The organism is Pseudomonas sp. Q2-TVG4-2, from assembly GCF_013620795.1.
GTDB lineage: Bacteria > Pseudomonadota > Gammaproteobacteria > Pseudomonadales > Pseudomonadaceae > Stutzerimonas.
Genome location: NZ_LGLW01000004.1, coordinates 381,812 through 401,078 on the forward strand (window position 1 = coordinate 381,812; position 19,267 = coordinate 401,078).

At 60.6% G+C, this 19,267-nt stretch carries 19 protein-coding genes; 11 read left to right on the forward strand and 8 right to left on the reverse strand.

The window, feature by feature from the left end; all coding sequences use genetic code 11:
* Nucleotides 1-2: 2 nt before the first annotated feature.
* Nucleotides 3-545, reverse strand: coding sequence for a YaeQ family protein (locus H3028_RS09975; RefSeq protein ID WP_181296860.1), 543 nt, complete (start codon nt 543-545; stop codon nt 3-5).
* A 213-nt stretch (nt 546-758) separates the two neighbouring features.
* On the opposite strand from H3028_RS09975, the gene H3028_RS09980 reads away from it, so the two are divergent.
* Nucleotides 759-977 (forward strand): bacterioferritin-associated ferredoxin, encoded by a 219-nt coding sequence (locus H3028_RS09980; RefSeq protein ID WP_181296861.1) that lies wholly within the window; start codon nt 759-761, stop codon nt 975-977.
* 203 nt (nt 978-1,180) lie between these two features.
* Nucleotides 1,181-1,651: a bacterioferritin gene (bfr, locus tag H3028_RS09985; protein WP_181296862.1), complete on the forward strand. Its 471-nt coding sequence runs from the start codon at nt 1,181-1,183 to the stop codon at nt 1,649-1,651.
* Between the two features lie 137 nt (nt 1,652-1,788).
* Here the strand turns inward: bfr and grxD are convergent, their stop codons facing one another.
* Nucleotides 1,789-2,115 (reverse strand): Grx4 family monothiol glutaredoxin, encoded by a 327-nt coding sequence (gene grxD, locus H3028_RS09990; protein WP_181296863.1) that lies wholly within the window; start codon nt 2,113-2,115, stop codon nt 1,789-1,791.
* 273 nt (nt 2,116-2,388) lie between these two features.
* Between grxD and argF the strand changes: the two genes are divergently transcribed.
* Together argF and H3028_RS10000 are read left to right on the forward strand one after the other, a co-directional pair.
* Nucleotides 2,389-3,309: an ornithine carbamoyltransferase gene (argF, locus tag H3028_RS09995; RefSeq protein ID WP_181296864.1), complete on the forward strand. Its 921-nt coding sequence runs from the start codon at nt 2,389-2,391 to the stop codon at nt 3,307-3,309.
* Nucleotides 3,306-4,415, forward strand: a complete 1,110-nt coding sequence (locus H3028_RS10000) for an ABC transporter ATP-binding protein (protein ID WP_181296865.1) — start codon at nt 3,306-3,308, stop codon at nt 4,413-4,415. The genes argF and H3028_RS10000 overlap by 4 nt, the downstream gene beginning before the upstream one ends.
* A gap of 15 nt (nt 4,416-4,430) precedes the next feature.
* Here H3028_RS10000 and tadA read toward each other — a convergent pair whose 3' ends face one another.
* Both tadA and H3028_RS10010 read right to left on the reverse strand, forming a co-directional pair.
* Nucleotides 4,431-4,949: a tRNA adenosine(34) deaminase TadA gene (gene tadA, locus H3028_RS10005; RefSeq protein WP_181296866.1), complete on the reverse strand. Its 519-nt coding sequence runs from the start codon at nt 4,947-4,949 to the stop codon at nt 4,431-4,433.
* 72 nt (nt 4,950-5,021) lie between these two features.
* Nucleotides 5,022-6,392 (reverse strand): multicopper oxidase family protein, encoded by a 1,371-nt coding sequence (locus H3028_RS10010; protein WP_181296867.1) that lies wholly within the window; start codon nt 6,390-6,392, stop codon nt 5,022-5,024.
* A gap of 196 nt (nt 6,393-6,588) precedes the next feature.
* Between H3028_RS10010 and H3028_RS10015 the strand changes: the two genes are divergently transcribed.
* Nucleotides 6,589-7,425: a DUF1206 domain-containing protein gene (locus H3028_RS10015; protein WP_181296868.1), complete on the forward strand. Its 837-nt coding sequence runs from the start codon at nt 6,589-6,591 to the stop codon at nt 7,423-7,425.
* A 61-nt stretch (nt 7,426-7,486) separates the two neighbouring features.
* On the opposite strand, the gene guaA is transcribed toward H3028_RS10015, so the two are convergent.
* The 3 genes from guaA to H3028_RS10030 all read right to left on the reverse strand — a co-directional run bounded on the left by guaA (nt 7,487) and on the right by H3028_RS10030 (nt 11,476).
* Nucleotides 7,487-9,067 (reverse strand): glutamine-hydrolyzing GMP synthase, encoded by a 1,581-nt coding sequence (gene guaA / locus H3028_RS10020; RefSeq protein ID WP_181296869.1) that lies wholly within the window; start codon nt 9,065-9,067, stop codon nt 7,487-7,489.
* Between the two features lie 262 nt (nt 9,068-9,329).
* Nucleotides 9,330-10,799, reverse strand: coding sequence for an IMP dehydrogenase (gene guaB / locus H3028_RS10025; protein ID WP_181296870.1), 1,470 nt, complete (start codon nt 10,797-10,799; stop codon nt 9,330-9,332).
* Nucleotides 10,800-10,924: 125 nt separating this feature from the next.
* A complete protein-coding gene (locus tag H3028_RS10030; RefSeq protein WP_181296871.1) occupies nt 10,925-11,476 on the reverse strand; it encodes a sugar ABC transporter ATPase in 552 nt (183 codons plus the stop codon).
* A gap of 127 nt (nt 11,477-11,603) precedes the next feature.
* Here H3028_RS10030 and xseA point away from each other — a divergent pair, with 127 nt between their 5' ends.
* From xseA to leuA, 5 genes are all read left to right on the forward strand, one after another.
* Entirely contained in the window at nt 11,604-12,983 is a 1,380-nt protein-coding gene (xseA, locus tag H3028_RS10035; RefSeq protein ID WP_181296872.1) for an exodeoxyribonuclease VII large subunit, read from the forward strand.
* 23 nt (nt 12,984-13,006) lie between these two features.
* Complete coding sequence (locus tag H3028_RS10040) at nt 13,007-13,825, forward strand: M23 family metallopeptidase (protein ID WP_181296873.1); 819 nt, start codon at nt 13,007-13,009, stop codon at nt 13,823-13,825.
* 23 nt (nt 13,826-13,848) lie between these two features.
* Nucleotides 13,849-14,391: a hydrolase gene (locus H3028_RS10045; RefSeq protein WP_181296874.1), complete on the forward strand. Its 543-nt coding sequence runs from the start codon at nt 13,849-13,851 to the stop codon at nt 14,389-14,391.
* Between the two features lie 52 nt (nt 14,392-14,443).
* Complete coding sequence (locus H3028_RS10050; protein WP_181296875.1) at nt 14,444-15,748, forward strand: mechanosensitive ion channel family protein; 1,305 nt, start codon at nt 14,444-14,446, stop codon at nt 15,746-15,748.
* Between the two features lie 322 nt (nt 15,749-16,070).
* Nucleotides 16,071-17,741: a 2-isopropylmalate synthase gene (leuA, locus tag H3028_RS10055; protein ID WP_181296876.1), complete on the forward strand. Its 1,671-nt coding sequence runs from the start codon at nt 16,071-16,073 to the stop codon at nt 17,739-17,741.
* Nucleotides 17,742-17,925: 184 nt separating this feature from the next.
* On the opposite strand, the gene H3028_RS10060 is transcribed toward leuA, so the two are convergent.
* Complete coding sequence (locus tag H3028_RS10060; RefSeq protein ID WP_181296877.1) at nt 17,926-18,156, reverse strand: hypothetical protein; 231 nt, start codon at nt 18,154-18,156, stop codon at nt 17,926-17,928.
* Nucleotides 18,157-18,171: 15 nt separating this feature from the next.
* Here H3028_RS10060 and H3028_RS10065 point away from each other — a divergent pair, with 15 nt between their 5' ends.
* Nucleotides 18,172-19,230, forward strand: coding sequence for an NAD(P)-dependent alcohol dehydrogenase (locus H3028_RS10065; protein ID WP_219920050.1), 1,059 nt, complete (start codon nt 18,172-18,174; stop codon nt 19,228-19,230).
* Nucleotides 19,231-19,267: the final 37 nt, after the last annotated feature.

Below are 19,267 nucleotides of genomic sequence, written 5' to 3' on the forward strand. Positions count from 1 at the left end.
GCTTAATCGCGTCCGCCGATCATCCATTCGAGAGGCACTTCATGCTGGCCGCGCTCGTCGGTAATGAAGAGTGCCCCTTCACTGACCATCACACTCCAGTTGATCGAACGTGGCAGATCGCGCGCAACTTGCTCCAAAGCTTCCTGCCCCACCGCTACCACGTTGATTTTCTTCAAGCTGCGCACGGAGTCGAGCACCTTGGTCTGCCAGACACGCAGGTTGCCATAGGCCACCAGGCTGAACCGCTCGGTGCGACGGGAACACCAGGTGATGCGTTCGGCATCCGGCTGCCCAACCTCGATCCAGTGCAGCACGCGGTCGTCCAGGCTTTTTTCCCAGAGAGCAGGCTCGTCCACGTCCGATAACCCTCGCCCGAACGCCAAGTGCTCGCTGTACCAAAGCACATAGGCAATGAGCCGAGCCGCCAAACGCTCCTCGGTTTCGGATGGGTGGCGGGCCACGGTAAAACGCAAATCCTGATAAACGTGCCGATCGAGGTCGGTGAGGTTGATTTCGACTTTATAGGGCGTGGCTTGCAGGGCCATGACGGCTCCAGGCGCGGAAAAAGGGGAGGCAGTTTACCGCATCGCACCACGACCTATTCGTTTGCCCATAGCATTGCCGGGAGCGATCTGCGGAGTCGCTCGCTGGCGACGAACGGCTTCAAACCCAGCGAGCGTTTCCCGACGAACGATCTTTGACAATCATTCTCATTCTGTTTAGCATCCCAACCATCACAGACCCAACGGGTAGTTTATATGTACGTCTGTCTTTGCCAGGGTGTTACCGACGGTCAAATCCGTGAAGCCATCTACGAAGGCTGCTGCAGCTATCGTGAGGTGCGCGAAGCTACCGGTGTTGCCAGCCAATGCGGCAAATGCGCATGTGTAGCCAAGCAGGTCGTTCGAGAGACACTAAGCAATGTACAGGGAGCCCAAGCCTCCCTCGCCTACCCCGTCAGTTTTGTTCCCGCCTGATAATACAGACAGTGCTTTCCGAGCCGGGCCTATGCCCGGCTTTTTTCTGCCATCAAATCAATGCGTTGCCTCCCAGTCGCGGAACAGACGTATTCTTATTCGGTTTTACCCTTTTGCATTCAATGACTTAGGTTTGACAGCCTAGTGGTTCGTGGCCAGACTGATCGCATCAGACGCATTCGAATTCGAATCAGGACACCGACATGAAAGGCGACAAGTTAGTTATTCAGCACCTCAACAAGATCCTCGCCAACGAACTGGTCGCCATCAACCAGTACTTCCTGCATGCACGCATGTACGAAGACTGGGGGCTCGGCAAGCTTGGCAAGCATGAGTACGACGAATCCATCGACGAGATGAAGCATGCCGACAAACTGATCAAGCGGATTCTCTTCCTCGAAGGCCTGCCCAACCTGCAGGACCTCGGCAAGCTGCTGATCGGCGAGAACACGCGGGAAATGCTCGATTGCGACCTCAAGCTCGAGCAGGGCGGCGTCCAGGATCTAAAGGTGGCCATCGCCTACTGCGAGAGCGTTGGCGATTATGGAAGTCGTGAGCTGCTGGAAGACATCCTCGAGTCGGAAGAGGAACATATCGATTGGCTGGAAACCCAGCTGAGCCTGATAGACAAGGTGGGCATGGAAAACTATCTGCAGTCGCAGATGGATGATTGACCGCCTGCCTGGCCGAAGCATTAACGGGAGCCATTGGCTCCCGTTTTCGTTTCTGGGTGTATCGCATGCCCCTAAGAGAACGGGAAATCGGCATATAAAAAAACCCGCCAATTGGCGGGTTCGGAACACTCTTGCGATCAGACGCCGGCTTTCTGCACGGCTTCCTTGATCAGTGGCTGCAGCTCACCTTTCTCGAACATCTCCAGAATGATGTCGCTGCCGCCGACCAGTTCGCCGCTGACCCACAATTGCGGGAAGGTCGGCCAATTGGCATATTTCGGCAGGTTGGTGCGAATCTCGGGATTCTGCAGGATGTCGACGTAAGCGAATTTCTCGCCGCAGCCCATCACAGCCTGTGTCGCGCGGGCGGAGAAGCCGCACTGCGGCGCATTGGGCGAGCCTTTCATGTACAGCAGCACCGGGTTCTTTTCGATCTGCTCTTTAATGGTTTCGATGATATCCATGGGGCACCTCGGCTAGTCACGGTTGGCGCGCATTGTACAGGAACAGCGTTGTAAAAGCCGAGTCGGGGGCTCGGCTTTTCTCCCCAACCGTCAGTGAATGCACGCGCGTGGAGCATGTTCTGGCACTCGGAGGCCGATTTGCGCCCACGAAGGCTTTCTGGATAAGATCTCGCCTTTCCCGTTTCGTCGCTTCTCGTGCGACCCCGCTGTCGCAGGCCCTTCTTTTTTCCTCGAAAACCGCCGGCCTCGACTGCGGCAATAAAGGTAGTTGATATGAGCGCAAGGCATTTTCTCTCACTGATGGACTGCACGCCCCAGGAGCTACTCGGCCTGGTTCGTCGCGGCATCGAGCTGAAGGATCTGCGCGAGCGCGGAATTCTGTTCGAGCCGCTGAAGAACCGGGTTCTGGGGATGATTTTCGAAAAGGCCTCAACGCGGACCCGGTTGTCCTTCGAGGCCGGCATGATTCAGCTCGGCGGCCAGGCGATCTTTCTCTCGCCCCGCGACACGCAATTGGGCCGCGGCGAGCCGATCAGCGACTCGGCCATCGTCATGTCCAGCATGCTCGATGCGGTCATGATCCGCACCTTTGCCCACGCGACACTCACCGAGTTCGCCGCTCACTCGTCGGTGCCGGTTATTAACGGTTTGTCCGACGATCTGCACCCCTGCCAGCTGATGGCCGACATGCAGACTTTTCATGAGCACCGCGGCAATATCGCGGGCAAGACGGTGGCCTGGGTCGGTGACGGCAACAACATGTGCAACTCTTATATGGAGGCGGCGATCCAGTTCGACTTCCAGCTGCGCATCGCCTGCCCTGAAGGCTACGAGCCCAAGGGCCAGCTACTGGCTAAGGCTGGTGATCGGGTGCAGATATTCCGTGACCCGCGCGAAGCGGTAAACGGGGCTCACCTCGTCAGCACTGACGTCTGGGCTTCGATGGGCCAGGAAGATGAGGTGGCGGCACGTATTGCCACCTTCCGGCCTTACCAGGTCGACCGGGCCTTACTCGACGAGGCGACCGACGAAGTGCTCTTCATGCATTGCCTGCCAGCTCACCGCGGCGAGGAGATCAGTCACGATCTGCTCGATGATCCGCGCGCAGTGGCTTGGCAGCAGGCCGAGAACCGATTGCACGCACAGAAGGCATTGCTTGAGTTTCTGGTCGAGCCGGCTTACCACCACGCATGAGCCACCAAGCACTCCTGCAGCTGCGTAATCTCGATTGCGGCTATGGTGGCCAGAGCATCGTGCAGAACCTCAATCTGCACCTGAATCGTGGTGACATCGGCTGCCTGCTGGGGCCATCCGGCTGTGGCAAGACCACAACGCTAAGGGCCATCGCCGGTTTCGAGCACGTCAACGAAGGCGAGATCCAACTGGGTGACGCCGTGTTGTCTCGGCGCGGTTTTACCCTCGCGCCAGAGAAACGCCGAGTCGGCATGGTGTTCCAGGACTATGCCCTGTTCCCTCACCTGACGGTGGCGGAAAACATCGGCTTTGGGGTACGTAAGCATCCGCAGTGCCAACGCATCGTCCGCGAGATGCTCGAGCTGGTGCATCTATCGCCGCTGGCCAAGCGTTACCCGCACGAGCTCTCAGGCGGTCAACAGCAGCGCGTCGCCCTCGCCCGCGCGCTCGCGCCCGAACCGGAGCTGTTGTTGCTCGACGAGCCCTTCTCCAACCTCGATGGCGACCTGCGGCGTCGCCTGAGTCATGAGGTGCGTGAGATTCTCAAGAAGCGCGGCACCAGCGCCATTCTCGTCACCCACGATCAGGAAGAGGCTTTCGCCGTCAGCGATCAGGTCGGCGTGTTCAAGGATGGACGGCTAGAACAGTGGGACACGCCTTTCAATCTCTACCACGAGCCGCTTACCCCGTTCGTGGCGAGCTTCATCGGTCAAGGATATTTCATTCGCGGCCAGCTGATCGATCCGGAAACTGTACAGACCGAGCTCGGCGTCATTCGCGGTAACCGCGCCTACACCATGCCGGCCGGCAGCTCAGTGGATGTTCTGCTGCGTCCGGATGACATCATCTATTCGCCACAGAGCGCACTCAAGGCGCTTATCGTCGGCAAGACTTTCCTCGGTGCCTCGACCTTGTATCGCCTCCAATTGCCGACCGGCAATCTGCTCGAAGGCATATTTCCCAGCCATGCTGACTACCCGACCGGACAGGAAGTTGGCATCGCCATCGCCGCCGATCATCTGGTGGTATTTCCCGCGCAGGGCAGCATCGCCGCCTATGAAAAACTGCCAGAAGCGGGTGTGCGTCGCTACAGCAGCAGCGTTTGATCTCAGGCGCGCCGCCTAGCCATCCACCGAGCTCCGCAAAGCATCACCGCTGCGGGCCTTGAGGCGGCGGATCCGAAAGAACTCACTCAGCACTTCGCTGCAGTCTTTAGCCATCACGTCGCCCTCGACCAGCACGTGGTGATTGAGAAACGCCTGGGAAAAAAACTGGCCGCGACTGATCGCAACGCCTGCCTTGGGCTCCGTAGCGCCGTACACCACGCGCTGAATGCGCGAGTGCACGATCAAGCCTGCGCACATGCTGCAGGGCTCTAGGGTCACGTACAACGTGCAGCCCGGCAACCGGTAGTTCTCCATTCGCAACGCGGCATCGCGGATCGCCACCATCTCAGCGTGAGCGCTGGGGTCATGACGGGATATCGGGCAGTTGAAGCCACGGCCGATGATTTTGCCGTTCTGCACGATCACGGCGCCCACCGGGACCTCCCCCAGACGAGCCCCTTCAGCGGCCAGGGCCAGCGCTTCGCGCATGAAGTCGTCGTCATGAGAGCGGTCGATGATCACAGGTCTTTTCATTTCCGACCCAACTCCAGCTGCCCCATTCGCTTCTCTCCCACATCAACGTCCGACATCGGCCTACAGATGCCTTCAAACCACTTCGATGGCGGCCATCAGCCCGGTTTCCATATGGTCAATCACATGGCAATGAAACATCCACACGCCTGGATTATCTGCCACCAAGGCGATTCTGGCGGTCTCATTCTTGCCTAGCAGATAAGTATCGGTGAACCAGGGCTCGATTTTCCTGCGATTGGATGAGATGACCTTGAAGGTCATGCCGTGCAAGTGAATCGGGTGCTGATACTGGCTGAGATTACGCAGCTCGAAAATGTAGTGACCATTCTCCTTCAATGTCGCGATAGGCCGCTCCGCGCAGGTCTTGTCGTTGATGTCCCAGGCCTGTCCATTGATCTGCCAGAAGGTGAATCCGTCGCCCTGCCCCGCGTCGCTGGATAAAATACCGGCCCACTCGAAGTTAAAGCGCAGGGTTTCAGCCTGCTGCAAATCTGGCTCGGCCACCGGGTTGGCTGGAAGCGGTGCCGGCCATTCGCCCTCGACCCCGCCGCCGCCCACCGATGCCAGGGTCGCTAGCCGCAACGGGCCATTACGCAGCGACAATTCCTCTCCGGCTGGCGGTACCTTCAACGCCAGGTCTACGCGCATGCCCGGACCCAACCAGTAGTTCTTGCCGAGCGGGCGCGGTTTGACCGGATTGCCATCGAGCGCATAAATGCGTGCTTCGCCACCGGGCAGATTGAGTCGATAAGTCACGGTGTTGTCGAGGTTGAGGATGCGTAAGCGCACTACCTGCCCCGCGGGTAGCTCCAGCGTCGGTGCGTGCTCGCCATTGACGCTTGAGAGCACCCCTGGCGTCCCGCCCCGGGCGGCCTCTCGTGGCACGCTGAAGGCGGTGAAAGCACCCTCTTTATCGACGTGCCAGCTCTTCAGGCTGAGTGTGCGTTCGTGGAGGAAACCACTCGGCTCGCGCTCCTCGACGATCAAAGGCCCAACCAGACCGCGACCCAGCTGCTCGGCACTGGCGGTGTGCGGGTGATACCAGAAACTGCCGGCATCAGGCACCTGGAACAAATAGTCGAAGGACTCGCCTGGCAGCACCGGCAACTGCGACACATAGGGCACCCCGTCCATGTTCAAAGGCAGGCGGATGCCATGCCAATGAATGGTGGTAGGTTCCGGTAGATGATTGATAAAGCGCACCCGCAGCCAATCACCCTGCCGCGCGCGCAGCTCGAAGCCGGGCGCCTGTCCGCCGTAGCACCAGGCGGGCGTCTGATGCCCGGCGATCAGCTCCACGTCGTGCGGTGCGGCAATCAGCTCGTAATCGTGCGTGGTCGGATCGGCCGGGCGTCCGAGCCAGTAGCGCGCGCCACCACCGATCAAGCCCAGCACACCCAAACCGGCCAGGCCCGTCAGTATTTCTCTTCGGCTAAATGTCATCGTGAATCCCATAAAAAACGGCTACGAGCCGGCCTTCGGCTAAAAAGGAATAGCTCGCATTTGCGACATGCTACAGCTTCCCGCCGCATCGAACATCTCTGCCGCACCTTCCAAGCCATCCGTAAATCGGAACGAACCCTCCTGGCCGACACTCGTCTACTGAAGTGACACCCATACGAATCAACAGGAGGCCTCCATGCAGACCACTGCAGCCCACGCCAAAGGCGAAGTCAGCAGAGGCATCGTCTGGCTCGCCCGCAGCGGCTACGCCGCGCGAGGTGTCGTTTATCTGATAGTCGGTGCGTTCGCGTTCTTGGCCGGCATCGGCAGCGGTGAAACCGTTGGAACCAAGGGCGCCATCCAGCAATTGTTGGGGCAACCCTTCGGTGAAACCTTGCTCTGGATCATGGTCGTTGGCCTGGCGGCTTATATGGCCTGGCGCCTGACGCAGGCGATTACCGACCCAGAGGGGCATGGCACCGACGCCAAAGGCCTGTTGATTAGAGCGGGACTGATCGGCAGCGCCGTTGCCTATACCCTTCTGGCGCTGTTCACCCTTGGCCTGCTTGGCAGCTCGATCGGCGAGTCCGCCGGTGGTGGAGGTGGCTCCGGCGGTAGTGACTTCCTTACAGGTCTGCTCGGCTGGGAGTATTCGAACTATCTGGTCTACCTGGTCGCTCTCGTTCCGCTTGGCGTGGGTATCGCGCATATCGTCAAAGGCTGGAAAGCCAAGTTCGAAAAGTATTTCTATGCCTCCGAAGATGTCATGCGCTGGGTGCGGCCGATTTCACGCGCAGGTCTGATTGCACGAGGCATCGCCTTCCTGATTGTTGCCGGCATGCTCTTCAGCGGCGGCGCGCGCTACAAACCCACCGATCCACCCAGCCTGGAAGATGCGCTGAACGCGCTGCAAAGCCTGCCATTTGGAACCTTCTGGCTTTCACTGGTTGGTCTCGGATTGGTCGCCTTCGCCGTCTACAGCTTCTCCGAAGCGATTTGGCGCCGTATCGATATGCCCGCAGTCATGCATTAGCCGGCACCCAACAAGACGAAGCCCCGGTATAACCGGGGCTTTTTGATCTATCGGGCGTCAGTTACTCCCACTCGATCGTCGCTGGTGGCTTGCTCGATACGTCGTAGGTGACGCGCGAAATGCCTTCGATCTCGTTGATGATGCGGTTGGAGACTTTCTCCAGCAGCTCGTAGGGCAGGTGCGCCCAGCGTGCGGTCATGAAATCGATTGTTTCCACGGCGCGCAGTGCAACGACCCAGGCGTAGCGGCGGCCATCGCCGACCACACCCACCGATTTGACCGGCTGGAACACAACGAAGGCCTGGCTGGTCTTGTGGTACCAGTCGAAGTTGCGCAGCTCCTGGATGAAGATGTGGTCAGCACGACGCAGCAGGTCGGCATATTCCTTTTTCACCTCGCCGAGGATCCGCACGCCCAGACCGGGCCCCGGGAACGGATGGCGATAGACCATATCGTAGGGCAGGCCGAGCTCCAGACCGATCTTGCGGACCTCGTCCTTGAACAGCTCGCGCAGCGGCTCGACCAGCTTGAGATTCATCTCCTCCGGCAGGCCACCGACGTTGTGGTGTGACTTGATCACGTGGGCCTTGCCGCTCTTGGCACCGGCGGACTCGATGACGTCCGGGTAAATGGTGCCTTGAGCGAGGAACTGAATATTGTCGAGCTTGCTGGCCTGGGCATCGAAGACGTCGATGAAGGTGCGGCCGATGATCTTCCGCTTCTTCTCCGGGTCGGCTTCGCCCGCCAGGTTCTCAAGAAACTGCGCCTCGGCGTCGGCGCGGATAACCTTGACACCCATGTTCTCGGCGAACATCGCCATCACCTGGTCGCCTTCGTGCAGGCGCAGCAGGCCGTTATCAACGAACACGCAGGTCAGCTGATCGCCGATGGCTTTGTGCAGCAGCGCCGCGACCACTGAGGAATCGACACCGCCGGACAGGCCCAGCAGCACGTTGGCCGAACCTACTTGAGTGCGCACCTGCTCGACCAGATCGTCGACGATATTGGACGGCGTCCACAGCGCTTCGCAGCCGCAGATCTCCAGCAGGAAGCGCGACAGGATGCGTCCACCCTGACGGGTGTGAGTCACTTCCGGATGGAACTGCACACCGTAGTAGCGACGATCATCGTCGCCCATGGCGGCGATGGGGCAGCTCGGGGTGCTAGCGAGGATGTGGAAACCTTCCGGCAGATTCGTCACTTTGTCGCCGTGGCTCATCCAGACGTCGAGGCCGAACACGCCGTCGTCGTCCATATGGTCTTCGATCCCGTCGAACAGCTTGGATTTGCCAACCAGATCGACGCGCGCATAGCCGAATTCGCGCTCATCCGAGCCCTGGACCTTGCCACCGAGCTGCTCGGACATGGTCTGCATGCCGTAGCAGATGCCGAACAGTGGCACGCCCAGATCGAATACCGCCTGCGGTGCGCGTGGGCTGCCCTCGGCATGCACTGACTCCGGGCCGCCAGCGAGGATAACGCCGCGCGGATTGAAGGCGCGGATGTCCTCATCGCTCATGTCGAACGGGTGCAGCTCGCAGTAGACGCCGATTTCACGGACGCGACGGGCGATCAGCTGCGTGTACTGCGAACCGAAATCCAGGATCAGGATGCGGTGAGCATGAATGTCAGGATGAGCCATGTGGGCATCTCTCGTGGTAGTCACAAATGACACGGGGCTGATCGAACAGCCCCGTTGTTCATACTTCAAAAATCGATTTGCCGCATCGCAAGCGACCGGCAGGCAAGGCGGAGAGAAACGAGAAAGCGGAGTTTGCCGGAGCAAACGAGCATTGACCCACTTCGTTCGCCCTCCGAGCCGTCATCTCAGACGTTCACTGGCAAGCCAGTGTCAAGTTTTCTCCAACGCAGCATGACCTAGCCCAGCAGCGTCAGATCGATTTTCAGCCGACCCGGTAGTTCGGCGCTTCCTTGGTGATCTGCACGTCATGTACGTGCGACTCGGCCATGCCGGCACCGGTAATACGTACAAACTGCGGATGGGTCCGCATGTGGTCGATGGTGGCGCTGCCGGTATAGCCCATGGAGGCACGCAGGCCGCCCATCAGCTGGTGAATGATCGCTGCCAGCGAGCCCTTGTACGGCACCCGCCCTTCGATCCCTTCGGGCACCAGCTTCTCGGCGCCGGCAGAGGAATCCTGGAAATAGCGGTCCGAAGAGCCCTGCGCCTGGGACATCGCACCCAGCGAGCCCATGCCGCGGTAGGCCTTGTAGGAGCGGCCCTGGAACAGCTCGATCTCGCCTGGGGCTTCTTCGGTACCAGCGAACATCGAACCCATCATCACGGCGTTGGCGCCAGCGACGATGGCCTTGGACAGGTCACCGGAGAAGCGAATGCCCCCGTCGGCGATCATCGGGACGCCGGTGCCTTCCAGCGCGGCGGAGACATTGGCGATGGCGGAAATCTGCGGTACGCCAACACCGGCGACGATGCGCGTGGTGCAGATCGAGCCCGGGCCGATACCGACCTTGACCGCATCGGCGCCAGCCTTGACCAGGTCCAGCGCGGCTTCGGCCGTCGCGATGTTGCCACCGATCACCTGCACGTGCGGGAAGTTGTCTTTGACCCAGCGCACGCGATCGAGCACGCCGCGCGAATGGCCGTGAGCGGTGTCGACGACGATGACATCGACGCCGGCCGCTGCAAGCGCCTCGACACGTTCGGCGGTATCGGCACCAGTACCGACGGCGGCACCGACGCGTAGGCGACCCTGATCATCCTTGGATGCCAGCGGGTAAGTCTTGGCTTTCTCGATATCGCGGAAGGTGACCAGGCCTCGCAGATGGAAATTGCCATCGACCACCAGCATCTTTTCGATGCGGTGCTCGTAGAGTTTGGTTTTGATTTCTTCGAGCCCGGTGCCTTCCTGAACGGTGACCAGCTCTTCCTTGGGCGTCATGATCGCAGCCACGGAATCACCAGCGTTCGGCGTGAACCGCAGGTCACGGCCGGTGACGATGCCGACCAGCTCCTTGCCCGACACCACAGGGAATCCGGAGAAGCCTAGCTCGTTGGCCTTGCGCAGCAGCTCGCTGATCTTGGTTTCAGGGGTGACCGTCACTGGATCGTGAACGATCGCCGTTTCGTGGCGTTTGACCTTGCGCACTTCGGCAGCCTGCTGCTCGACATTCATATTCTTGTGAATGATGCCGATGCCGCCTTCCTGCGCCATGGCGATGGCCAGGCGGGCTTCGGTGACGGTGTCCATTGCCGCCGAAACGAGGGGAATGTTCAGCTCGATTTCGCGGGTCAGGCGGGTCTTGAGGCTGACATCCTTCGGCAGGACCTCGGAATATCCCGGGATCAGGAGAACATCATCGAAAGTCAGGGCTTCTTGGCTGATACGCAGCATGGCGGGGGCTCCCAGGCGGGAAAAAGGAAGCGCGGCATTATACCCACGGGGGCCCTTGCGCTCAATGCGGTTGTGCGAGCTATCGCGCGCCCGATCGAACAAGGCGCCGAGAAATGACCAGCCGGTCAGACGCGATCAGCCACCAACGCTACCGCGAAGCCTAGGCGCTCAGCGAACTCATCGAGAAATGCCGGTTGAAAACATGCGTCTGCCCAGCCATTGAAGATAAAGCCAAGATTGGAGAACCCACAGGCGGGGATGAACAAAAAGCCGTTGATATCATCCTCGAAGCCGCATTCGGGGCAGGTGAAATTGTCGGTCCGGCCAGGCATCCACTCATCCAGACTTTCGAAAAGCGCTTCACCGATCTCGCGGCGACACTCGGGGCAGCCCGCCTCCTCAGCGAAGTCCCGAGTCGGCGTGTAGATGCAGCGTTTGGTCACCACCTCCAGTCCATTGATCGCCTCGCCGAAGGGCAGCCGGTCAGGATGCAATACGACACGACGTGCACCTTGTGCAACCGCATAACCCATGCCACCGACTCCGCGACCGCAGGTGGTTGGCAGTGCCTCGATGATGCGCCGCTCGGCAAGCCAGCGCAGGATGGTTCGCGCCTTGGCTTCATGGCCGGGAAACGTGGAAATACGCGGCACGACGATGGCTTGGCTGTGGCTCATAAGGCTCGAACGGAAGGTGAAGGAAAGCCGCGCAGCTTAGCGCCCCGCCCAAGCTGGTCAAGCGCGCCTGACGGACGCGCCACAGTTTCGGTTCCCGCACGGCCGTACGCGGCTTATCATCGCCGCCATGCTCAAAGATCCCTTCCAACGCCTCAACCTCGACCGCGAAGTGCTGACCGTCAGCCAGCTCAACGGTCGCGCGCGGCTGCTGCTCGAAGACGTGTTCGCCCAGGTCTGGGTCGAAGGCGAGATTTCCAACCTGGCCAAGCCAGCATCCGGCCACATTTATTTCACGCTCAAGGACAAGAATGCCCAAGTGCGCTGCGCGCTGTTCAGGCAGAACGCCTTGCGCGTGCGCCAAGCATTGCGCGACGGCCTGGCAGTAAAGGTGCGCGGACGGGTTTCGCTGTTCGAAGGTCGTGGCGACTACCAGCTGATTCTCGATAATGTCGAGCCAGCGGGCGACGGTTCGCTACGTCTGGCCTTTGAAGCGCTGAAAGAGAAGCTCAGCGCCGAGGGCTTGTTCGATGCCGCTCGCAAGCGCGCCCTGCCCATTCATCCACGGCGCATCGGCATCGTCAGTTCGCCCACCGGCGCAGTGATCCGCGACATCATTTCAGTGTTCCGCCGTCGTGCGCCGCACGTAGCCCTGACCTTGGTGCCGACGCCGGTCCAAGGCCGCGAAGCGACCGCACAGATCGTCCGCGCGCTGGAATTGGCCGATCGTGGCGGCTTCGATGCGTTGATTCTGGCGCGCGGCGGCGGCTCGCTGGAAGATCTCTGGTGCTTCAACGAAGAAGTGGTCGCGCGCGCCGTTGCCGCCTGTGAAACGCCAATCGTCTGTGCCGTCGGCCATGAAACCGATGTGTCCATCGCCGATTTCGTCGCCGACGTTCGCGCACCAACCCCTTCCGCCGCGGCCGAGCTACTGGCCCCCAGCAGTGCCGATGTGCACCAGCGCCTGCAGGGCCTGCGCCAGCGGTTGTTGTTGCGCATACGGGATCGCCTGCATCGCGATGCCGCGCGCCTGGACGGTCTGACCCGGCGCCTGCGTCATCCCGGCGAGCGATTGCAACAGCAGGCGCAGCGCATCGACGATCTGGAGCAGCGGCTGCTGCGCGGTATCGATCGTCGGCTTTGCGCCGGCCAGGAACGCCTGGCGCGCCTCGATACCCGGCTTGCGGGACAACACCCGGGCAGAACGCTGCACTTGCTGCGCCAGCGCCTCGAGCATTTATCCAGCAGGCTACCGCGCGCCATACAGGACAGATTAAAAGGCCATCGCTACCAGCTTCAGAATCTGGCGCAGACGCTGAACGTGGTCAGCCCGCTCGCCACGCTGTCACGCGGCTACAGCATTCTGCTTGATGAGCGCGGCCAGGCGATTCGCCGAGCCGACCAGACCCAACCCGGCCAGCGCCTGAAGGCGCGTCTGGGAAACGGCGAGCTGGACGTGCGGGTCGAAGACAATCACCAGACGCCAGTCACCTTGTCATTGCTGGACTGACCCACCCCTTACTCAGGATTCCCATGCGCTTCGCCCTTGCCCTGCTCCTCTGCCTGACACTCCCCGCCCATGCCGAAGGCTTTCTCACTCGCCTGCTGAACAAACCTGTGCCAGGTGGCGTAGTCGTGATCGACCTGGGCAACGATGCCAGCGCGCCGAGGGCGCGTTATGACGGCAAGCCTGTGCTGGTGGTGCGCGAGGACGATCAACGCTGGATTGCCATTGTCGGGATTCCACTAACGGTGAAAGCCGGCCAGCAGTCGCTAGATGTCGATGGCCAATCCAAGCGCTTCCGTGTGGAGCCCCGTACCTATCGCGAACAGCGCATAACCCTGAAGAACAAGCGGCAGGTCAACCCCAACCCCGCCGATCTCAAGCGCATCCAGCGCGAGCTGGACGAGCAGACCCGGGCCTACCGTCAGTTCAGTTCCCGGCAGCCGAGCAATCTCCTGTTCGACAAGCCGGTCGAAGGTCCGCTCTCGTCACCGTTCGGACTGCGCCGCTTCTTCAACGGAGAGGAGCGCAATCCGCACTCCGGCTTGGATTTCGCCGTCCCGGCCGGCACGCCGATCAAGGCTCCGGCGGCCGGTAAAGTGATCCTGACCGGCAACTATTTCTTCAACGGCAACACAGTGTTCGTCGACCACGGTCAAGGGCTAGTCAGCATGTTCTGTCACCTCTCGCAGATAGACGTGAAGATTGGCGACGAGCTTTCGCGTGGAGCCGTGCTGGGCAAAGTCGGTTCAACAGGCCGGGCCACTGGCCCTCATCTGCACTGGAACGTCAGCCTCAACGACGCGCGCATCGACCCGTCGATCTTCATCGGTGCGTTCAAACCCTGATTTCAGTCCTTCAAGGAAACGACATGCTCATCAATGTAAGGGAATCCACCCTCCTCATCATCGACATCCAGGAGCGCCTGTTTCCCGCCATCGAGGGTCACACGGCGTTGGCCGAGCACAGCGCCTGGCTGATGCACATCGCCCAGCGTGTCGGCGTTCCGGTGCTCCTCACCGAGCAGTACAGCAAGGGGCTGGGCCCGACGATCGCCTCGCTGCGCGGCGGCATGGCCGACGAGGTGATTATCGAGAAACTGCACTTCTCTGCGGCGCGCGACGGCGAACTGTTCAAGCGCCCCGGTGGCGAACGCAAGCAATTCGTTGTCAGCGGCATCGAAACCCACATCTGCGTGTTGCAGACCGTGCTCGACCTGCTGGCCCGCGGCAATCAAGTGTTCGTCGTCGAAGAAGCCGTCGGCTCGCGGCGCTCCAGCGACAAGGCGCTGGGCCTGGCGCGCATGCAGCAGGCCGGGGCCTGCATCGTCTCGCGAGAGATGGTCGCCTTCGAATGGATGGAGCAGGCCGGGACCGAGCTGTTTCGCAGTATCAGTCGCGAGTTCATCCGCTGATACAGATGTTCCAGGGCAGCTGCTGCCCACTGCCAACTGACGGAGAGCCGCAATGCAGGAAGAATGGAACGTCTGGCTGGAATGGCTGAGCGAGCACGCCGAGCTGCAGACACTGGTGGCCAGCGCCGCGCTGGTGTTCGCCGCCTGGTTTGCGAACTGGGTGGTCAAGCGAATCCTGGTGCGTGGCCTCTACAAGGTGCTGCGCCACGCCCGTGAAACCGAGCTGCAAGACTTCGGGATCATCCGCCGGCTGTCCAACATTGTCCCGGCGCTGGTGCTGTCAATCGGTGTGAACGCCGTTCCCGGCCTGCCCGAGGCGGCGGTGACCGTGGTGCGCAACGTCTGTGGCGGTTTCATCGTCCTCACCATCGCGTTAGCCCTGGGCGCGCTGCTGGATATCATCAACCTGATGTACCAGCGCCGGGCCGATGCGCATGTGCACCCGATCAAGGGCTACCTGCAGGTCGTCAAGATCGTGGTCTACGCAATCGCCACCATCCTCATCATCGCCACGCTGATCGACCGCTCGCCGCTGATTCTGCTGTCCGGGCTTGGTGCCATGGCGGCGGTGCTGATGCTGATCTTCCAGGACACCATCCTGTCGTTGGTGGCCAGCGTGCAGATTTCCTCGAACGATATCATCCGCGTCGGTGACTGGATCGAGATGCCGCAGCTCAACGCCGACGGCGACGTCATCGACATTGCGCTGCATACGGTGAAGGTGCAGAACTGGGACAAGACCATCACCAACATCCCCACCAAGCGCTTCATCAGCGATGCGTTCAAGAACTGGCGAGGCATGCAGGAAAGCGGCGGTCGACGGATCAAGCGCAGCCTGTATCTGGATCAGCAGAGCGTGCACTTTCTCAGCGCCGAGGAATGCGAGCACCTGCACCGCTTCAACCTGCTGGATGACTATCTGACGGACAAGCGCCGTGAGATCGACGAGTGGAACGCCAAGCTCGAGAAGCGCGGCAAAGAGCCCGTCAATACCCGGCGCATCACCAATATCGGCAGTTTCCGCACATACGTGGAGCAGTATCTGCGCAGCCACGGTGGCATACACCAGTCCATGACCTTGATGGTGCGCCAGCTCAGCCCGACGGCAGATGGCCTGCCGCTGGAAATCTACTGTTTCACCAACACGGTGGAATGGACCAAGTACGAAAGCATCCAGTCGGACATCTTCGACCATCTGCTGGCGATCCTGCCGGAGTTCGGCTTGCGCGTATTCCAGCACCCAAGCGGTGCCGACATGCGCGAAGGTTATGGTTCGGTCAATCAGCTGCTCAGCCGGCCGACGCCTCGACAGCCCCATCCAGCCGACTGGCGCGGCGAGAGCCAGGCGTTGGAATAATGGATCGTGTTGGGAGAGCCGCGGCAGTGTGTACCGCAGCCCTCCCGCTCTACCCTTTCAATAGAGGCTGGATGATCAGGCTGTGCGAGCTGCTGAGTGCGCGACGGAGCCTCAATCATCTGGCAATCAAATGCATGCTTCGGCGCTAAAAAAAGAACAATATTTCTTATAGCGGTGTTCTTTTGGAATAAAACACCAATTTATTCCGAACCGTTGCAATTCACCTCCGCCAGCCACTAAATTCGAACCATCAACCCGTATCGATCCGCTCTGTTTTCTCCGCTACGCATCAAGTGCGGAGAGCCGCTCAAAGGAAAACGCCATGACCATGCTCAAAGATCCGTCGAAAAAATATCGAGCTTTTCCGGTCATCAACCTGCCCGACCGCACCTGGCCATCACAGACAATCACCCAGGCACCGATCTGGCTGAGCTCTGACCTGCGCGACGGCAACCAGTCGCTGATCGAGCCGATGGACGCTGGGAAGAAGATGCGCTTCTTCAAGACGCTGGTGCAGGTTGGCGTGAAGGAGATTGAGGTGGGCTTTCCCTCCGCCTCGCAGACCGACTTCGATTTTGTTCGTGAGCTGATCGAAGGCGGCCACATTCCCGATGACGTCACCATTCAGGTCCTGACCCAGGCCCGCGAAGATTTGATCAGCCGCACCTTCGAGTCCCTCAAGGGCGCCAAGCAGGCCATCGTCCATTATTACAACGCCACCGCGCCGAGCTTTCGCCGCATCGTCTTCAATCAGGACAAGGCTGGGGTGGTGCAGATCGCGGTCAGCGCTGCGCAGGTCGTCAAACGCCTGGCCGATGCTGCGCCTGAAACGCAGTGGCGCTTCGAGTACTCGCCGGAGGTATTCAGCTCCACCGAGACCGACTTCGCCGTCGAGGTGTGCAACGCCGTAATCGAGGTATTCCAACCGACGTCGGACCAGAAACTGATCCTCAATCTGCCGGCCACCATCGAAGCAGCCACGCCGAATATTTATGCCGATCAGATCGAATACTTCGGCCGTCACATCAACAAGCGTGACAGCGTGCTGATCAGCCTGCATACCCACAATGACCGCGGCACTGGCGTGGCCGCCACCGAGCTGGGCCTGATGGCCGGCGCCGACCGCGTCGAGGGCTGCCTGTTCGGCAACGGCGAGCGCACCGGCAACGTCGACCTGGTGACCGTGGCCTTGAACATGTACAGCCAGGGCGTCGACCCGAAGCTGGACTTCTCCGACATAGACGCCGTGCGCAAGGTGGTCGAGGAATGTAACCAATTGCCGGTCCATCCCCGGCACCCCTATGTGGGCGATCTGGTCCACACCGCGTTCTCCGGCTCGCACCAAGACGCGATTCGCAAGGGCTTCGCCCAGCAGAACCCGAACGGCGCGTGGGAAGTGCCCTACCTGCCGATCGACCCGGCCGATATCGGGCGCAGCTACGAGGCAGTGATTCGCGTCAACAGCCAGTCCGGCAAGGGCGGCATCGCCTATCTGCTCGAGCAGGAATATGGCATCAGCCTGCCGCGGCGCATGCAAATCGAGTTCAGCCAGGTGGTGCAGAAGGAGACCGACCGCCTCGGACTGGAAATGAGTGCCAAGCAGATCTACGCACTGCTCGAGGCTGAGTATCTGCAGGCCAGCACGCCCTACACGCTTAAGAGCCATCGTCTGCAGGAAGAAAACGGCACCAGCGCTCTGGACGTGGAAGTCGCTAGCAACGGCGAAACCATGCACTGGCGCGGCATCGGCAAGGGCCCGCTGGAAGCGCTGGTCGCCGGCCTGCCGGTCAAGCTGGAGATCATGGATTACCACGAGCATTCGATCGGTGCCGGCAGCAATGCCAAGGCTGCGGCCTATATCGAAGTGCGTCTGGACGGTGAGCGTTCACTACACGGCATTGGCATCGATGAAAACATCACCACCGCCAGCATCCGGGCGCTGTTCAGTGCGCTGAACCGTGCGCTGCGAGAGGCGGAGGTGAAAGCCGCCTGAGCCTGAGCGGCGAGCCCCGTCCGTGGGTTCGCCGTGAAAGAGCCGGCACGCACGGCTATCGAGCACGAACAATGGCTGGCCGCCGCGCTCCGCGGCGAATCCGACGCAATTTCTCGGCGGTTGCTCTGACCGCTGGCCGTGTGAATGCCGAACCATCAGCCGTACCAGCCCTCTCATTTACGCATCAGGCGTATGGCATGCGGCGGGTCTTCCGATAAGCCTCACCTGTATCGGCAAAGACATTCGGTCTCTTCCCGCCTATCGCCATGTCATATCGCAGCGGAACCGAATGAACGGACCGCCGCCGCACATCGTTCCGATGTTTTAGCAGAAACACATCAGCCGCCGGCAGGATCGTGCAATCGGTCTTGCCGAAATCGGTATTACGCTTGGCCTTCCCCATTCGAATGTTCATTTCAAAGGAGCTCCCATGAGCAGCACCATCGGTTACGCCGCATTCGACCCGAGCACGCCACTCGCGCCCTATTCATTCTCGCGCCGCGCCGTGGGACCCAACGATGTGCAGATTGAGATCCTCTACTGCGGCGTCTGCCATTCGGATCTGCACACCGCCCGCAACGAATGGAACAACACGCTCTATCCCTCCGTTCCAGGCCATGAGATTGTCGGACGGGTAACGGCCGTGGGCGAGTCGATCAGCGGATTCAAGGTCGGTGACATCGCTGGCGTCGGCTGCCTGGTGGACAGCTGCCAGAGCTGCGCCTCTTGCGGCGAGGGCCTTGAGCAATACTGCGAGAACGGTTTTGTCGGCACCTACAATGGTCCCGCGTTCGGTGGTGGCGAAAACACCTTTGGCGGGTACTCGGACAACATCGTGGTGGACCAGAAATTCGTTCTGCGCATCTCCCATACCGAAGACAACCTTGCCGCCGTCGCGCCGCTGCTGTGCGCCGGTATCACGACGTACTCACCGCTGCGCCAGTGGAAAGTCGGCCCTGGACAGAAAGTGGGCGTGGTCGGCCTCGGTGGCCTTGGCCACATGGCTGTGAAAATAGCTAACGCCATGGGCGCGCATGTGGTGCTCTTCACCACCTCACCGGATAAAAAGGAAGACGCTCTGCGCCTCGGCGCCAGCGAAGTCGTGGTATCGAAGAACAAGGATGAGATGGCTGCGCACTTGAACAGCTTTGACTTCATCCTCAACACCGTCGCGGCCCCGCACAATCTCGACGCGTTTCTGTCGCTGCTCAAGCGCGACGCGACCATGACGCTGGTGGGCGCGCCAGCCTCACCCCACCCATCGCCCAGCGTCTTCGGGCTGATCTTCAAGCGCCGCCGCCTGGCCGGCTCGTTGATCGGCGGCATCGCCGAAACCCAGGAAATGCTCGATTTCTGCGCTGAGCACAGCATCGTTTCGGATATCGAGATGATCGATATCCAGAACATCAACGAAGCCTACGAGCGCATGCTCAAGAGCGACGTGAAGTACCGTTTCGTCATCGACATGGCCTCGCTCAAGTCCGCATGACGCGCTGCCGATGGCGCGCCAATCCGGGGCGCGCCAG

Coding starts and splice junctions, on each gene's coding strand:
- H3028_RS09975 (WP_181296860.1), bottom strand. CDS start 545: ATGGCCCTGCAAGCCACGCCCTATAAAGTCGAAATCAACCTCACCGAC.
- H3028_RS09980 (WP_181296861.1), top strand. CDS start 759: ATGTACGTCTGTCTTTGCCAGGGTGTTACCGACGGTCAAATCCGTGAA.
- bfr (WP_181296862.1), top strand. CDS start 1,181: ATGAAAGGCGACAAGTTAGTTATTCAGCACCTCAACAAGATCCTCGCC.
- grxD (WP_181296863.1), bottom strand. CDS start 2,115: ATGGATATCATCGAAACCATTAAAGAGCAGATCGAAAAGAACCCGGTG.
- argF (WP_181296864.1), top strand. CDS start 2,389: ATGAGCGCAAGGCATTTTCTCTCACTGATGGACTGCACGCCCCAGGAG.
- H3028_RS10000 (WP_181296865.1), top strand. CDS start 3,306: ATGAGCCACCAAGCACTCCTGCAGCTGCGTAATCTCGATTGCGGCTAT.
- tadA (WP_181296866.1), bottom strand. CDS start 4,949: ATGAAAAGACCTGTGATCATCGACCGCTCTCATGACGACGACTTCATG.
- H3028_RS10010 (WP_181296867.1), bottom strand. CDS start 6,392: ATGACATTTAGCCGAAGAGAAATACTGACGGGCCTGGCCGGTTTGGGT.
- H3028_RS10015 (WP_181296868.1), top strand. CDS start 6,589: ATGCAGACCACTGCAGCCCACGCCAAAGGCGAAGTCAGCAGAGGCATC.
- guaA (WP_181296869.1), bottom strand. CDS start 9,067: ATGGCTCATCCTGACATTCATGCTCACCGCATCCTGATCCTGGATTTC.
- guaB (WP_181296870.1), bottom strand. CDS start 10,799: ATGCTGCGTATCAGCCAAGAAGCCCTGACTTTCGATGATGTTCTCCTG.
- H3028_RS10030 (WP_181296871.1), bottom strand. CDS start 11,476: ATGAGCCACAGCCAAGCCATCGTCGTGCCGCGTATTTCCACGTTTCCC.
- xseA (WP_181296872.1), top strand. CDS start 11,604: ATGCTCAAAGATCCCTTCCAACGCCTCAACCTCGACCGCGAAGTGCTG.
- H3028_RS10040 (WP_181296873.1), top strand. CDS start 13,007: ATGCGCTTCGCCCTTGCCCTGCTCCTCTGCCTGACACTCCCCGCCCAT.
- H3028_RS10045 (WP_181296874.1), top strand. CDS start 13,849: ATGCTCATCAATGTAAGGGAATCCACCCTCCTCATCATCGACATCCAG.
- H3028_RS10050 (WP_181296875.1), top strand. CDS start 14,444: ATGCAGGAAGAATGGAACGTCTGGCTGGAATGGCTGAGCGAGCACGCC.
- leuA (WP_181296876.1), top strand. CDS start 16,071: ATGACCATGCTCAAAGATCCGTCGAAAAAATATCGAGCTTTTCCGGTC.
- H3028_RS10060 (WP_181296877.1), bottom strand. CDS start 18,156: ATGAACATTCGAATGGGGAAGGCCAAGCGTAATACCGATTTCGGCAAG.
- H3028_RS10065 (WP_219920050.1), top strand. CDS start 18,172: ATGAGCAGCACCATCGGTTACGCCGCATTCGACCCGAGCACGCCACTC.